A 13,422-nucleotide genomic window follows, 5' to 3' on the forward strand; every position below is an offset into this window, starting at 1 on the left:
CCGCGAGTACCCGCCGCCAGGGTCCAACGACACCTGCGGCCGTGGGATACCCCACCATCACGTGAACGTCCGGGGCGAGGCGGGTGGCAGTCCGGCGCGGTCCCGGGAGGGGCCCGCGACCTCGTGGGAACCCGCCGGCCCCGCAACCTGCGCGGATCCCGGGGAACACCGCCCGGGGGTCGATCGTTGTACGGGCACGATCACCCGCCGGTCCCCGTCCGGCGCGGTGGCGCGTGCTCGGCCGACGGAAGCTATCCTGGCGGATCAGGCCGGTCGGCGCGTCGCCGCCAGCGCGGGACCGGAAAGCACACTCGGGAAGGTGAAGGCCACCAGGCCGAAGCTGCATGGACCGCAAGCGCCTGCTCCGCAACCCCTTGATCTGGATCCTCGTCGTGGTCCTGGTCTATTTCGCGTTCTCCGTGCTCTTCGACGACACCCGCGGCTACACGCAGGTCCCGACCTCCACGGCGCTGCAGCAGATCGACGCCCGGAACGTGGCCGACGCGACGATCGAGGACAAGGAGCAGCGGCTCCGCCTCGACCTGACCAACCCGGTCGACGGCAGCACGAAGATCATCACGCAGTACCCGGCGGCGTCGTCGAACGCGATCTTCACGAAGCTCCAGGACGCCGGGGTCGCGAACTACAACACCATCGTGCGGCAGGACTCGTTCCTGACCACGATGTTGATCTACCTGATCCCGCTGGGCCTGGTGCTCCTCGTCCTGTTCTGGATGATGAACAACGCCCAGGGCGGCGGGAACCGGGTCATGTCCTTCGGCAAGTCGAAGGCCAAGCAGCTGTCCAAGGACATGCCCAAGACCACCTTCGCCGACGTCGCCGGCGCGGACGAGGCGGTCGAGGAGCTCTACGAGATCAAGGACTTCCTGCAGAACCCGGGCCGCTACCAGGCGCTCGGCGCGAAGATCCCGAAGGGCGTGCTGCTCTACGGCCCGCCCGGCACCGGTAAGACCCTGCTGGCGCGCGCGGTCGCGGGCGAGGCGGGCGTGCCGTTCTACACGATCTCCGGCTCGGACTTCGTCGAGATGTTCGTCGGTGTCGGCGCCTCCCGCGTCCGGGACCTGTTCGAGCAGGCCAAGCAGAACTCGCCCTGCATCATCTTCGTCGACGAGATCGACGCGGTCGGCCGCCAGCGCGGCGCCGGCCTCGGCGGCGGGCACGACGAGCGCGAGCAGACGCTGAACCAGCTCCTCGTCGAGATGGACGGGTTCGACGCCCGCGGCGGCATCATCCTCATCGCGGCCACCAACCGGCCGGACATCCTCGACCCGGCGCTGCTGCGCCCGGGCCGCTTCGACCGGCAGATCCCGGTCGGCGCGCCGGACCTCGCCGGCCGCAAGGCGATCCTCGGGGTGCACAGCAAGGGCAAGCCGTTCGCCACGGACGTCGACTTCGACGGGCTGGCCAAGCGCACCGTCGGGATGTCCGGCGCCGACCTGGCCAACGTCATCAACGAGGCCGCGCTGCTCACCGCCCGTGAGAACGGGTCGCTGATCACCTCGGCGGCGCTCGAGGAGTCGGTCGACCGCGTCGTCGGCGGCCCGAAGCGCAAGAGCAAGATCATCTCCGAGCAGGAGAAGAAGATCACCGCCTACCACGAGGGCGGGCACGCGCTCGCCGCGTGGGCGATGCCGGACCTCGAGCCGGTCTACAAGCTCACGATCCTGCCGCGCGGGCGCACCGGCGGGCACGCGCTCGTCGTCCCCGAGGACGACAAGGGCCTCATGACCCGCTCGGAGATGATCGCGCGCCTGGTGTTCGCGATGGGCGGGCGCTCGGCCGAGGAGCTCGTGTTCCACGAGCCGACCACCGGCGCGTCGTCGGACATCGACCAGGCCACGAAGATCGCCCGCGCGATGGTGACCGAGTACGGCATGAGCGCCCGGCTCGGCGCGGTCCGCTACGGCCGCGAGCAGGGCGACCCGTTCCTCGGCCGCTCGATGGGCAACCAGGCGGACTACTCGCTCGAGGTGGCCCACGAGATCGACGAGGAGGTGCGCAAGCTCATCGAGGCGGCGCACACCGAGGCGTGGGAGATCCTCAACACCTACCGGGACGTCCTGGACAACCTGGTCGTCGAGCTCCTGGACAAGGAGACGCTGACCCGCCGGGACCTGGAGCGGATCTTCGGCGACGTCGAGAAGCGGCCGCGGATCACCGCGTTCAACGACTTCGGCGAGCGCACCCCGTCGGACAAGCCGCCGATCAAGACGCGCGCCGAGCTGGCCCGCGAGCGCGGCGAGATCTGGCCGCCGGAGACCGAGCGCGAGCCGGCCCCGGTCGGGTCGTACCCGGGCGGCGGCAACGGCGTCCCGACGCCGGGCCCGAACGGCGGCCCCGGCCCGCTGCCCAACCCCGGCCCCAACGGCGGCGGCTACCCGGGCGGGTTCCCGTCCGAGTCGGCCCCGGCGCACGGGTCGCAGGGCAACGGCGGGTACGCGCAGGGCAACGGTGCCGGCCACGTCGTCGGCAACGGCCACGGTCAGGCCCCGCAGCCGGCCGGCGGCCACCCGGGCCCGCAGGCGCCGTACGCCGTCGCGCCGAACTACGGTGCGCCGCCGGACTGGCGGCCCGCGACCACCCCGGCCGGGCAGACCTGGCCGCCACCGAACTGGGCGTCGCACCAGGGCGACCCGGGCACGCAGGCACAGCCGGAGTACGGGCAGGGCCGCCACCAGGCCTCCCCGGAGCAGCCGACGCAGCAGCTCGGGCCGGAACCGCCCGCGCAGCGCCCGGACCCCGAGGGCCCGGAGGCGGCGGGCCCGCTGGGCCCCGACGCAGGGAGCAGGAACTGAGCACCGGAACGACCGACGGCGAGGCCCCGGCCCCGACCTACACGGCGGCGGAGCGGGCGGCCGCGGCGGGTGTCGACCACGCACGCGCCGAGGCGGCGATCCGCGAGCTGCTGATCGCGCTCGGCGAGGACCCCGACCGCGAGGGCCTGCGGGACACCCCGGGCCGCGTCGCGCGCGCCTACGAGGAGATCTTCGCCGGGCTGTACGTCGACCCGTCGACCGTCCTCGAGCGCACGTTCGACGAGGGCCACGGCGAGCTCGTGCTGGTCAAGGACATCCCGCTGTACAGCACCTGCGAGCACCACCTCGTGCCCTTCCACGGCGTCGCGCACGTCGGGTACATCCCGTCCGTCGAGGGCCGGGTCACGGGCCTGTCGAAGATCGCCCGCGTGGTCGACCTCTACGCGAAGCGCCCGCAGGTGCAGGAGCGGCTGACCGGGCAGGTCGCCGACGCGCTGGTCCGCAAGCTGGACCCGCGCGGAGTGATCGTCGTGATCGACGCCGAGCACCTGTGCATGGCGATGCGCGGCATCCGCAAGCCGGGCTCGCGCACGACCACCTCCGCCGTCCGGGGGCTCTTCCAGACCTCCCCGTCCTCGCGCGCGGAGGCGCTCTCGCTGATCCGGGGCACGTGATGGCGGGTCGGCTGGAGGGGCGCGTCCCGCATCCCGGCCGTTGTGTCGTGATGGGCATCCTGAACGTCACCCCGGACTCGTTCTCGGACGGCGGGCGCTACGTCGACCGGGAGCACGCCGTCGCGCACGGCGTCGCCATGCGGGACGCGGGGGCCGACCTCGTCGACGTCGGGGGCGAGTCCACGCGGCCGGGCGCCGGGCGCGTCGACGCCCCCACCGAGCGCGAGCGCGTGGTGCCGGTGATCCGCGAGCTGGTCGCCGAGGGCGTCCGGGTCAGCGTCGACACCACCCGGGCGGAGGTCGCCGAGGCGGCGGTCCAGGCCGGGGCCGAGGTCGTCAACGACGTCTCGGGCGGCCTGGCCGACCCGCGGATGGCCGCCACGGTCGCCTCGCTGCGGGTGCCGTGGATCCTCATGCACTGGCGCGGGCACAGCGACCGGATGCAGGAGCTGGCGTCCTACGAGGACGTCATCGGCGAGGTGCGGCAGGAGCTCGTCGCCCGGGCGGACGCGGCGGTCATGGCCGGTGTGGACCCGGACCGGCTGATCCTCGACCCCGGGCTGGGCTTCGCCAAGACCGCCGCGCACAACTGGGCGTTGCTGCGCCGGCTGGACGTGCTGGTCGCGCTGGGCTTCCCGGTGCTGGTGGGGGCCTCGCGCAAGCGCTTCCTCGGCCAGCTCCTGGCGGACGCCGAGGGCCGGGTGCGCCCGCCCGCGGGTCGGGACGGCGCCACCGCGGCGATCAGCGCGCTCGCCGCGCACGCCGGCGCCTGGGGCGTCCGGGTGCACGACGTCGAGTCCACGATGGACGCTGTGGCCGTCAGCACCGCCTACCGGCTGGGTGCCTCGCGGGCCCGCACCGGGCCGTGGCTGGGGGAGCCGCCGGCATGAGCCTCCCCGGCGGCGCTCCGGACACGGACCGCATCGAGCTGCGCGGCCTGCGCGTGCGCGGGCACCACGGGGTGTTCGACCACGAGAAGCGGGACGGGCAGGACTTCGTCGTCGACGTCGTGCTGTGGCTGGACCTGCGGGAGGCCGCCGCCACGGACGACCTCACGAAGACCGTGCACTACGGCGAGCTGGCCGAGCGGGTCGCGGCGATCGTCGCGGGCGAGCCGAGGGACCTCATCGAGACGGTGTCGGCGGAGATCGCCGACGCGGTCATGGAGGACGAGCGGGTGCAGGCCGTCGAGGTCACGCTGCACAAGCCGAACGCCCCGATCCCGCTGGACTTCGCGGACGTCGCGGTGGTCGCCCGGCGCTCCCACCCGACGAGCACCGGCCGGGTGATCCCGGCATGACCCCCGCCGCGACGATGGGTGAACGGCACTCTCGCTCATACCTGGTGAGCGAGAGTGCCGCTCGCTCCGGGGTGGGAGCGCCGTGAGCCGCGCGGTGCTGTCGTTGGGGTCGAACCTGGGCGACCGGTTCGCCCACCTGCGCGGCGCCGTCGCCGGGTTCGCCGACGCGCTGGTGGCCGCCTCGCCCGTCTACGAGACCGCGCCGTGGGGTGGGGTCGAGCAGCCGGACTTCCTCAACGCGATCCTGATCGTCGACGACCCGGCCGTGGACCACTGGGGGTGGCTGCGGCGCGGGCAGGAGCTGGAGAAGGCCGCCGAGCGGGTCCGCGAGGTGCGGTGGGGCCCGCGCACGCTCGACGTCGACATCGTCACGGTCGACGGGGTGACCAGCGACGACCCCGAGCTGCTGCTCCCGCACCCGGGCACGCCGGAGCGGGCGACGGTGCTGATCCCGTGGCTGGACGTGGAGCCCGACGCCGTGCTCCCGGGGCACGGTCGGGTGGCCGACCTGCTCGCCGCGCTGCCCGCGGGCGAGGCGGAGACCGTGCGTCCGCGGCCGGACCTGGTCCTGCGGTGAAGCCGATCCGGCACCGCGACCTGCTCGTCGCCTTCCTGGGCGCCGGGATCGTGGCGCACCTGGTCGTCAGCCTGACCTACGGCACGCTGCCCTCCTTCCCCGCGCCCGCCGGCGTCACGCTCGGCGTGCTCGGGCTCGCCGAGGCCGTCGCCGGGTGGATCCTCAAGGGCCGGGTGGAACGTCGGCAGGGCAGCAGACCCGTCGAGCCGCTGGTCGCGGCGCGAGCGGTGCTGGTGGCGCAGGCGTCGGCGGTCGGCGGGGCGCTCGTCGGCGGGCTGTGGGCCGGGCTGCTGGCCTACGTGCTGCCCCGCGCCTCGACGGTCACCGCGGCGGCGTCGGACACCACGGCCGCGGTCGTCGGGCTGGTGTGCGCGCTCGTGCTCGTCGGCGGCGCGCTCTGGCTGGAACACTGCTGCCGCACGCCGGACGACCCGGACGAGCAGCGCCGGGACGGCGGGTCCGGGGGCGGTGCGGCCACGCGCTAGGAGGGGAGCACCCACCCAGGTTCACCACAGCCGGGACGCCCCCAGCCGGCGACGGACGGTGGATGTCGGTCGCTGAAAGTAGGCTCGCCGGCATGGCCAACCCCGTCCCGACCGGACACCCGCCCGCGGAGCAGACCACGCGGCACACGCACGCCGCGCGGCGCAAGGGCGTGCTGCTCCCGGTCGTCGGGCTGGTCGCGCTGGGCGTGTGCGGGCTCGTGGTGCTGGGCCTCGTCGGCAACTCGGTCGGTCCCGGCGGCGTGCTGGTCGGGGCACTGTGTGCGCTGCTGCCGGTCGGCCCGGTGGTCGCGACCTTCCTGTGGATCGACCGCTGGGAGCCCGAGCCGCCGCGGATGCTGCTGATCGCGTTCCTCTGGGGCGCGTGCTTCGCGGCGCTGTCCGCGCTGCTCATCAACTCGAGCGCGGCCCTGGCGGTCGACGCCCTGCTCGGCCGCGGCAGCGGGGACGTCCTGGGCTCGGTCGTGATCGCCCCGTTCGTCGAGGAGGCGCTCAAGGGGCTCTTCCTCGTCGGGCTGCTGGTCTGGCGGCGCAAGGAGTTCGACGGCATCGTCGACGGGATCGTCTACGCGGGCCTCGTCGCCGCCGGGTTCGCCTACACCGAGAACATCCTCTACATCGGCCGGGCCTTCGCCGAGGACGCCGTGGCCGGGCAGAGCGGCGGGGTGCTCGCCGTGCTGCTGCTCCGCGGGGTGTTCTCGCCCTTCGCGCACCCGCTGTTCACAGCGATGACCGGCATCGGCGCGGGCATCGCCGCGGCCAGCCGCAGCCCGATGGTGCGGGTGCTCGCAGTGCTCGCCGGCTACCTGGTCGCGGTGCTGCTGCACGCGATGTGGAACGGTGCCGCCTCGGTGCTCGGCGGGACCGGGTTCGTGCAGGTCTACGTCGTGGTGATGGTGCCGCTGTTCCTCGGGCTCGCCGTGGTGGTGATCTGGCAGCGGCGCCGCGAGGCCCGAACGGTTGCGGAGCAGCTGCCGTCGTTCGCCCAGGCGGGCTGGATCGCGTGGAGCGAGGTGCCGCTGCTCGGCAACCTGGCGAAGCGGCGGGGCTGGCGCCGGGCGGTCCGGCAGCGTTCGGGGCCGCACGCCGCCCGCGCGGTCGCCGAGTACCAGACGGCGGTCACCGAGCTGGCGTTCCTGCGGGCACGCATCGCCCGCGGCTCGGTGCGGGAGAGCGCCGCCGAGCTGGAGCACGAGCGGCTGCGCGCCCTCGCCAAGGCCCGCGCCCGGGCCCTCGGGATGCCGGACGCCCTCACCGCGGCCTGGGGCAACCAGCACCCGCCGGGCTGGACCCCGCCGCCCGCCCCCGCGCCGGGCTGGGCGCCCGTCCCGCAGCCCTACGGCCCGCCCTCCCAGGGCTACGCCGCACCGGGCTACGGGCCGCCGTCCCAGGGCTACGCCGGGCCGGGGTACGGCCCGCCCCCGCAGGACTACGGCCCGCCGGGTCAGGGCCAGGGACCGCCGCCGACCTACGGCGCCCCCGGCCTGCCCCCGCGGGGACAGCAGCCGCCCCCCGGCCCCCCGCCGGGCTGGGGCCCGCCCCGCCGGCGCTGACGGCCCTCGGGCCGCACACTCGACGTGGCGCAGCCGCACAACCCTCGCGTCATGACGCACCCGGTGTGGCGCAGCCGCCCAACCTTCGGGTTCGTGACAGACCCGGTGTGGCGCAGCCCAACCTTCGGGTTCGTGACAGACCCGGTGTGGCGCAGCCGCCCAACCTTCGGGTTCGTGACAGACCCGGTGTGGCGCAGCCGCACAACCTTCGGGTTCGTGACACACCCGGTCGACGGTCTGTGCGAGGCGCTTCCGGATGTGGGAGCGGCGGGGTTGTCGGGCCGACCGTGCCGGCGTTCGCAAGGATCCCGTGGACGGAGCTCGCACATCCGTCGGTGCCGGTCGGCTCGCACACCTCGTCGATCGCCGGCAGAGTGCGGCGACCGGGGCGAGGCACCTCCGGGTGTGCGAGCTCGCCGTGGGCCGGTCGAGCTCACCACGCGCACGAGCGCGGACCGAGCCGGCCGAGCCGACACATCCGTACAAGCGCGACACAGGGCGTCGACGGGATGTGCGGCACGCCTCCCGGGTGTGTCGCCGAGCAGGAGCGGGTGTGCGACGCCCCTCCCGGCTGTGCCGACCCGTCCAGCGCCCCGTCGCCGGCGCTTTCTCCGCCCGAGCCGTCGCGGGTGCGTTGCCCGAGCCGCCATGGGTGCGTCGGCTCCCACCAGGAGTGCAACCGCCGCCCGAACGTCCCGCCGATCACCACCACGTGACAGCCAGGTGAGCGGTGTGTGAGCCGCACGGCCCGGTGAAGCCCGTCACGCGGCCTCCCCGGGACGGTCCGTGCCCGCCTACCCTCGTGCCGTCGTCGCCGATCGATGTCGACCACAACGTCCGGTACCCCTGGTGGACTGGAACGACTGCAGGAGCGCGTGATGAGTGCTGGCCGGCCTGCCCGGCTGGCCGTCGGAGTGGTCTCCGCCGGCCGTGTCGGGGCTGTTCTGGGTGCCGCGTTGGACGCGGTGAGGCACCGGGTCGTCGCCACCTCCGGAGTCTCCCGGGCGTCCGTGCACCGTGCCGGGACGCTCCTGCCCGACGCCCCGCTCCTCGCCCCCGACGAGGTCGTCCGCGCGGCGGACCTCGCCCTCCTCGCCGTCCCGGACGACGTGCTGCCCGGCCTGGTCCGCGGGCTCGCTGCCGCGGGCGCCTTCCGCCCCGGCCAGATCGTCGTCCACACCGCAGGCGCGCACGGCGTCGAGCTGCTGGACCCGGCCGTCGAGCACGGGGTCCTGCCGCTCGCCCTGCACCCGGTCATGACCTTCACCGGCCGGCCCGAGGACGTCCAGCGGCTCACCGGCTGCTGTGTCGCGGTGACGGCCCGGGCGGACGACGAGGCCGCCTGGAGCGTGGGCGAGGCCCTGGTCCTGGAACTGGGCGCGGAGCCGGTCCGGGTGCCCGAGCAGGTCCGCCCGCTCTACCACGCCGCCCTCGCCCACGGCGCGAACCACCTGGTCACGCTCGTGCGGGACTGCGCCGCCCTGCTGGACCGGGCCGTCCTCCGCGCCGGGTCGACGGTCGGGGCCGCGGGCTCCCCCTCCGCCGAGCGGCTCATCGGCCCGCTGCTCTCCGCCGCGCTGGACAACGCGCTGCGGCACGGCGACCGGGCGCTGACCGGCCCGGTCGCGCGCGGCGACGTGGGCACCGTCCGCACCCACCTCCGCGAGCTCGACCGCGCCGATCCCGGGCTCGCCGACACCTACCGCACCCTGGCCCGCCGGACCGCGTACCGCGCGGCGAAGGGCGGGTTGCTGCCCGACCACGCGGCCGACGAGGTCCGCGCCGCCCTCGACGACACTGAGGAGCACCGGTGACCGCACCAGCCCGCACCCGCAACGGCTACGCCCGTGGCCGGCTGACCGTGCACGACGACCCGGCCAAGCTGACCGCGGTCACGCGGGCGCTGCGGGCGGCCGGCCGCAAGGTCGTGCTCGTGCCGACGATGGGCGCGCTGCACGAGGGTCACCGCGAGCTGATCCGGCACGCGCGGTCGGTGCCGGGCAACGTGGTCCCGGTCGTCAGCATCTTCGTGAACCCGCTGCAGTTCGGCCCGAACGAGGACCTGGCGAAGTACCCGCGGCCGCTGGAGCAGGACCTCGACGCCTGCCGCGAGGAGGGCGTGGAGCTCGTGTTCACGCCGTCCGTGGACCACATGTACCCACCGGGCTCGGACACCCGGATCGTCGCCGGCGCCCTCGGCGGCGAGCTCGAGGGGGCGGTCCGGCCGGGGCACTTCGACGGGGTGCTGACCGTGGTCTCGAAGCTCTTCCACATCGTCGGTCCGGACGTCGCGCTGTTCGGCGAGAAGGACTACCAGCAGCTCACGCTGGTGAAGAAGATGGTGCGCGACCTGGACTTCCCGCTGGCGGTCGTGGGCGTCCCGACCGTCCGCGAGCCGGACGGGCTGGCCCTGTCCTCGCGCAACGTCTACCTGTCCGCCGACGAGCGCGCCCGCGCCGTCGCCCTCTCCCGCGCGTTGCGCGAGGGTGCCTCCGTGTCCGCCCACGGCGCCGCGGCGGTGCTCGAGCGGGCCCGCGCGGTCCTCGACGCCGAACCGGCGCTGCAGGTCGAGTACCTGGAGCTGCGGGACGCCGAGACCCTCGGCGAGCCGGTCGCCGGCGGTCGCGCCCGGCTGCTGGTCGCCGCCCGGCTCGGCACCACCCGCCTGATCGACAACCTCCCCGTCCAACTCTAGGAGCCGCAGTGCTGCGCACCATGATGACCTCGAAGATCCACCGTGCCACGGTGACGCAGGCCGACCTGCACTACGTCGGCTCCGTGACCGTCGACCGCGACCTGATGGAGGCCGCCGACCTGCTGGAGGGCGAGCAGGTCGCGATCGTCGACATCACCAACGGGGCGCGGCTGGAGACGTACGTGATCCCCGGCGAGCGGGGCAGCGGCGTCATCGGGATCAACGGCGCCGCCGCACACCTCGTGCACCCCGGCGACCTCGTCATCCTGATCGCCTACGGCCAGCTCGACGAGGCCGAGCTGCTCACGTACTCGCCGAAGGTCGTGTTCGTCGACGGCGAGAACAAGATCGTCGAGCTGGGCTCCGACCCCGCCCACGCGCCGGAGGGCTCGGGACTGCTCTCCGGCTCCCGCTGACGCCCGTCCGCCGGCCCATGCTGCTCTGCATCGACATCGGCAACACCCAGATCGCCCTGGGTGTGTACGAGGGCGAGACCCTCGTCCGGGACTGGCGCATGCGCACCGACCCGCGGATCACGGCCGACGAGCTGGAGGTGGCGGTCGGCGCGATGCTCGGCGAGTACGCGGCGCGGGTCGACGGCGTGGCCGCGCTGTCCACGGTGCCGTCGCTGCTGCGCGAGCTGCGCCTCATGCTGGAGCGGCGGGCGGCGCGGATGCCCACCGTCGTCGTCGGGCCCGGGGTACGGACGGGTGTGCCGCTGCTCGTCGACAACCCGCGGGAGGTCGGCGCGGACCGGGTGGTGAACACGCTCGCGGCGCACCACCGGCACGCGACCGCGTGCATCGTCGTCGACTTCGGCACGTCCACGAACATCGACGTCGTGTCGGCGAAGGGGGAGTTCCTCGGCGGCGCGCTCGCCCCCGGCATCGAGATCTCGATGGACGCCCTCGCCCATCGGGCGGCCGCACTGCGGACGGTCGAGTTCGTGCCGCCCCGCTCGGTGATCGGCAAGAACACCGTGGAGTGCCTGCAGTCCGGCGTGCTCTACGGCTTCGCCGGCCAGGTCGACGGCCTGGTGCGGCGGATCATCAGCGAGCTCGGCCCCGCGGCGGGCCCGGTCACGGTGCTCGGCACCGGAGGCCTCGCGCCGCTGATGAAGGGCATCTCGGACACGATCACCGAGTACGCGCCGGACCTCACGCTGGAGGGCCTGCGGCTCACGTACGAGCGCAACGTCCGCAGCGCGACCGTGAGCGGCGGCGTGCAGGACGCCGCCGCGGTGGTGGGCCGGGCGGGCCGGTAGCCCGCACGGGGCCGGCGCGGCACCCGGCCCATACCGCGCGGACGTGCCGCGGTACCGCCGTCTAGCCTTACCCGGCGTGACCGACGAGCCGCGCACCCCCGCCGACGACCTGCCCGAGCAGATGCAGGTCCGCGCGAAGAAGCGCGCGGACATGCTCGAGGCGGGCCTCGACCCGTACCCCGTGCTCGTGCCGCGCACCCACACGTTGCGCGGCGTGCGGGAGGCCCACCCCGACCTGCCGCCGGACACCGCGACCGGCGAGGTCGTGACCGTGGCCGGGCGGGTGCTGTTCCTCCGCAACACGGGCAAGCTGTGCTTCGCCACCCTCGTCGAGGGCGACGGCACCGAGCTGCAGGCCATGCTGAGCCTGGCGAAGGTGGGCCCGGAGGAGCTGGCCCGCTGGAAGGCGCAGGTCGACCTGGGCGACCACGTGTCCGTCACGGGCGAGGTGATCACCTCGCGGCGCGGCGAGCTGTCGGTGCTGGCGGACTCGTGGGCGATGGCGGCCAAGTCCGTCCGCCCGCTGCCCAACGCGCACAGCGACCTGTCGGAGGAGACCCGCGTCCGGCAGCGGTACGTCGACCTGATCATGCGCCCGCAGGCGCGCGACATGGTGCGGGCGCGCTCCACCGTGCTGCGCACGCTGCGCCGCGAGTTCGAGACCCGCGACTTCGTCGAGGTCGAGACGCCGATGCTGCAGCTGCTGCACGGCGGCGCCACCGCGCGCCCCTTCGTCACCCACGCGAACGCCATCGACACCGACCTGTATCTGCGGATCGCCCCCGAGCTGTTCCTCAAGCGGGCGGTGGTCGGCGGGATCGAGCGCGTTTTCGAGCTCAACCGGGTCTTCCGCAACGAGGGCATCGACTCCACCCATTCACCCGAGTTCGCGATGCTCGAGGCGTACCAGGCGTACGCCACCTACGACGACATGGCCGTTCTCACCCGCGAACTGATCCAGGAATGTGTACGCGCCGTGTTCGGTTCCACCGTCGTGCGTCACGCGGACGGGTCGGAACACGATCTCGGCGGCGAGTGGCGGTCGGTCACGCTGCACGAATCGGTCTCCGCGGCCGTCGGGGAATCCGTGACGCCGGACACGTCGACCGAGGAACTGCGGAAGATCGCCGCGACGCACGACGTGCTGCTGCAGGATTCCTGGGGCGCCGGCGAAATCGTGCTCGAGCTGTTCGAGAAGCTCGTCGAGCACACGCTGCAGGAGCCGACGTTCGTCCGCGACTACCCGGTCGAGGTGCGCCCGCTGACCCGGCAGCACCGCGACGACCCGCGGCTGGCCGAGGCCTGGGACCTCATCGTGTTCGGGCAGGAGCTGGCCACGGCCTACTCGGAGCTGGTGGACCCCGTCGAACAGCGCGCGCGGCTGCACGCCCAGTCCCTGCTGGCGGCCAAGGGCGATCCCGAGGCCATGCAGCTCGACGAGGACTTCCTGAGGGCCATGGAGTACGGAATGCCCCCGACCGGCGGCATGGGAATGGGCGTGGACCGGCTGCTCATGACCCTGACCGGCGTGGGAATCCGGGAGACGATCCTCTTCCCGCTGGTGCGCCCGGAGGCCTGAGCCCACAGCTCGACCGCCGGAATTTCCTGAGAGATTCCGGTGTGGATCCACCCTGATGGACACGCCTTCGGGAATTGCGTTATATTTCCCCGACGGCGCGGCCGTCCATTCAGCGAGGAACCATTCGAACCCAGGAGGCTGCGGCGGTGGCGCAGATCCGCGAGATCAAGCTGATCGACGACCTCGACGGCGACAAGGCCGACGAGACCGTCGAGTTCGGGATCGACGGGAAGAGCTACGAGATCGACCTGTCGACGGCGAACGCGAACAGACTGCGGGACGCGCTGGCGTCCTACGTGGGTGCGGCCCGGCGGGCCTCCGGGCGGCGCCGCGGTGGTGGCGGGTCGCCGTCCGGCGGCTCCAACCGGCGGCCGTCGATCGACCGCGAGCAGAACCAGGCCATCCGCGACTGGGCCCGCAAGCGCGGGATGAAGGTCTCCGACCGCGGCCGGATCCCGGCCGAGGTGCTCGAGGCCTATCACCAGGAGAACTGAGGGCGA

The 13,422-nt window shown here is 73.8% G+C and carries 13 protein-coding genes; all 13 read left to right on the forward strand.

The annotated features are described in order from the left end of the window. Nucleotides 1-344: 344 nt before the first annotated feature. The 13 genes from ftsH to ABD990_RS21580 all read left to right on the forward strand — a co-directional run bounded on the left by ftsH (nt 345) and on the right by ABD990_RS21580 (nt 13,416). Entirely contained in the window at nt 345-2,816 is a 2,472-nt protein-coding gene (gene ftsH, locus ABD990_RS21520) for an ATP-dependent zinc metalloprotease FtsH (protein ID WP_345382513.1), read from the forward strand. Continuing rightward, the gene (gene folE, locus ABD990_RS21525; protein WP_425569636.1) at nt 2,813-3,451 is read left to right on the forward strand and encodes a GTP cyclohydrolase I FolE; all 639 of its coding nucleotides are present in this window, start codon (nt 2,813-2,815) and stop codon (nt 3,449-3,451) included. Before ftsH ends, folE begins: the two co-directional genes overlap by 4 nt. Before the next feature lie 50 nt (nt 3,452-3,501). After that, entirely contained in the window at nt 3,502-4,341 is an 840-nt protein-coding gene (gene folP, locus ABD990_RS21530) for a dihydropteroate synthase (protein WP_345382515.1), read from the forward strand. Continuing rightward, complete coding sequence (gene folB / locus ABD990_RS21535) at nt 4,338-4,751, forward strand: dihydroneopterin aldolase (protein WP_345382517.1); 414 nt, start codon at nt 4,338-4,340, stop codon at nt 4,749-4,751. The genes folP and folB overlap by 4 nt, the downstream gene beginning before the upstream one ends. A gap of 82 nt (nt 4,752-4,833) precedes the next feature. Next, nucleotides 4,834-5,328 (forward strand): 2-amino-4-hydroxy-6-hydroxymethyldihydropteridine diphosphokinase, encoded by a 495-nt coding sequence (gene folK / locus ABD990_RS21540; RefSeq protein ID WP_345382519.1) that lies wholly within the window; start codon nt 4,834-4,836, stop codon nt 5,326-5,328. Continuing rightward, complete coding sequence (locus ABD990_RS21545) at nt 5,325-5,813, forward strand: DUF3180 domain-containing protein (RefSeq protein WP_345382521.1); 489 nt, start codon at nt 5,325-5,327, stop codon at nt 5,811-5,813. The genes folK and ABD990_RS21545 overlap by 4 nt, the downstream gene beginning before the upstream one ends. A 92-nt stretch (nt 5,814-5,905) precedes the next feature. Then, the gene (locus ABD990_RS21550; RefSeq protein ID WP_345382522.1) at nt 5,906-7,384 is read left to right on the forward strand and encodes a PrsW family intramembrane metalloprotease; all 1,479 of its coding nucleotides are present in this window, start codon (nt 5,906-5,908) and stop codon (nt 7,382-7,384) included. Between the two features lie 878 nt (nt 7,385-8,262). Next, a complete protein-coding gene (locus ABD990_RS21555; protein ID WP_345382523.1) occupies nt 8,263-9,198 on the forward strand; it encodes a Rossmann-like and DUF2520 domain-containing protein in 936 nt (311 codons plus the stop codon). Then, nucleotides 9,195-10,079: a pantoate--beta-alanine ligase gene (gene panC, locus ABD990_RS21560; RefSeq protein WP_345382524.1), complete on the forward strand. Its 885-nt coding sequence runs from the start codon at nt 9,195-9,197 to the stop codon at nt 10,077-10,079. Before ABD990_RS21555 ends, panC begins: the two co-directional genes overlap by 4 nt. 8 nt (nt 10,080-10,087) lie before the next feature. Next, nucleotides 10,088-10,495, forward strand: coding sequence for an aspartate 1-decarboxylase (panD, locus tag ABD990_RS21565; RefSeq protein ID WP_345382525.1), 408 nt, complete (start codon nt 10,088-10,090; stop codon nt 10,493-10,495). Between the two features lie 17 nt (nt 10,496-10,512). Then, nucleotides 10,513-11,343 carry a type III pantothenate kinase gene (locus ABD990_RS21570; RefSeq protein ID WP_345382526.1) on the forward strand — a complete coding sequence of 277 codons (831 nt, stop codon included), beginning with the start codon at nt 10,513-10,515 and terminating at the stop codon, nt 11,341-11,343. 121 nt (nt 11,344-11,464) lie between these two features. After that, nucleotides 11,465-12,922: a lysine--tRNA ligase gene (gene lysS, locus ABD990_RS21575; protein WP_345382646.1), complete on the forward strand. Its 1,458-nt coding sequence runs from the start codon at nt 11,465-11,467 to the stop codon at nt 12,920-12,922. A 146-nt stretch (nt 12,923-13,068) separates the two neighbouring features. Continuing rightward, nucleotides 13,069-13,416 carry a histone-like nucleoid-structuring protein Lsr2 gene (locus ABD990_RS21580; protein ID WP_345382527.1) on the forward strand — a complete coding sequence of 116 codons (348 nt, stop codon included), beginning with the start codon at nt 13,069-13,071 and terminating at the stop codon, nt 13,414-13,416. The last annotated feature ends 6 nt before the right edge of the window (nt 13,417-13,422 follow it).

The organism is Pseudonocardia yuanmonensis (assembly GCF_039542425.1).
Taxonomy (GTDB): domain Bacteria; phylum Actinomycetota; class Actinomycetes; order Mycobacteriales; family Pseudonocardiaceae; genus Pseudonocardia; species Pseudonocardia yuanmonensis.

Coding starts and splice junctions, on each gene's coding strand:
- ftsH (WP_345382513.1), top strand. CDS start 345: ATGGACCGCAAGCGCCTGCTCCGCAACCCCTTGATCTGGATCCTCGTC.
- folP (WP_345382515.1), top strand. CDS start 3,502: ATGGGCATCCTGAACGTCACCCCGGACTCGTTCTCGGACGGCGGGCGC.
- folB (WP_345382517.1), top strand. CDS start 4,338: ATGAGCCTCCCCGGCGGCGCTCCGGACACGGACCGCATCGAGCTGCGC.
- ABD990_RS21550 (WP_345382522.1), top strand. CDS start 5,906: ATGGCCAACCCCGTCCCGACCGGACACCCGCCCGCGGAGCAGACCACG.
- ABD990_RS21555 (WP_345382523.1), top strand. CDS start 8,263: ATGAGTGCTGGCCGGCCTGCCCGGCTGGCCGTCGGAGTGGTCTCCGCC.
- ABD990_RS21570 (WP_345382526.1), top strand. CDS start 10,513: ATGCTGCTCTGCATCGACATCGGCAACACCCAGATCGCCCTGGGTGTG.
- lysS (WP_345382646.1), top strand. CDS start 11,465: ATGCAGGTCCGCGCGAAGAAGCGCGCGGACATGCTCGAGGCGGGCCTC.